This window comes from Streptomyces sp. NPDC059398 (assembly GCF_042751845.1).
Taxonomy (GTDB): Bacteria; Actinomycetota; Actinomycetes; order Streptomycetales; family Streptomycetaceae; genus Streptomyces.
In genome coordinates, this window is record NZ_JBHYWP010000088.1 from 1 (window position 1) to 992 (window position 992).

The 992-nt window shown below is 75.0% G+C and carries 1 protein-coding gene; it reads left to right on the forward strand.

Features of this window, described 5'->3' with window-relative positions; translation table 11 throughout:
- Positions 1-262 precede the first annotated feature (262 nt).
- Positions 263-904 carry a TlpA family protein disulfide reductase gene (locus ACFXBC_RS26530; RefSeq protein ID WP_385029436.1) on the forward strand — a complete coding sequence of 214 codons (642 nt, stop codon included), beginning with the start codon at positions 263-265 and terminating at the stop codon, positions 902-904.
- The last annotated feature ends 88 nt before the right edge of the window (positions 905-992 follow it).

Consider the following 992-nt stretch of genomic DNA (forward strand, 5'->3'; position numbering starts at 1 on the left):
CCCGGCGCGGTCCCACACCCCCCCCCCCCGGGGCCCCCCCCCGCCCGGCCCCGCCGCCCCCCTGTACCGTCACACGCACGCACCCCCCCCCGCGCGGCGGCCCCCGCCCGCACGCGGGGGCCCCCCCGGCGTGTGCCCGTGCCTGTGCTTTGCAGGTGCCCGCACCCCCCATCAATCAGCACTCGCGCCCGCGCCCGCGCCCGCCGAACCAACGGGCGGGGTCCGTCAGGGTGGCGCGCGACAGCCATGCGAAAATTTTCACATGATCCCTGTGAGCCCTGCCCCGAGCAGCGCCGCCCTCGGCCACCCCGGCCCCGGCGGCCGCCGCACCGCCCGGCTCGGGGTGGCCGCGGCCGTCTGCGTGTTCGCCCTGGCGGGCTGCAACGTCGTTTCAGGCAAAGGCAGTTCGGACGGGAGCGGACGGGCGGCGGGCAGCAAAGGCTTCACCGCGGTGGCGAAGGCCGACCGCGTCACGGCGCCCCGCCTCACCGGGAAGACCCTGGGTGGCGACACGCTCGATGTGGGTGCCGCGTACCGGGGCAAGGTCGTCGTGCTGAACGTATGGAGTTCCTGGTGCGCCCCGTGCCGCGCCGAGGCCAAGAACCTGGCAGCGGTCTCCCGCCAACTCCGCACCCGTGGCGCCCGGTTCGTCGGGATCAACACCGGCGACCCCTCCACCGGCCCGGCCCTCGCGTTCGAGAAGAGCCGGGGTGTGCCGTATCCGAGTCTGTACGACCCGCAGGGCAGACTGCTGCTGCGCTTTCCGGCCGGCAGCCTCAGCCCCCAGGCCATCCCCTCCACGGTGGTGGTCGACCGCGAGGGAAGGATCGCCGCCCGGGCGTCCGGCGGGGTGAGCGTGGAGCAACTGCACGCGATGGTCGGCCCGTTGCTCTCGGAGAAGTAGCCGGACGTGGGGGGTGGGGTTGGGGGTGTGTGGGTGGGGGTGGAGAAGGAAGAGAGGGGGGGCGGGAGGGGGGAGCTGGGTCGGGGAG

Coding starts and splice junctions, on each gene's coding strand:
- ACFXBC_RS26530 (WP_385029436.1), top strand. CDS start 263: ATGATCCCTGTGAGCCCTGCCCCGAGCAGCGCCGCCCTCGGCCACCCC.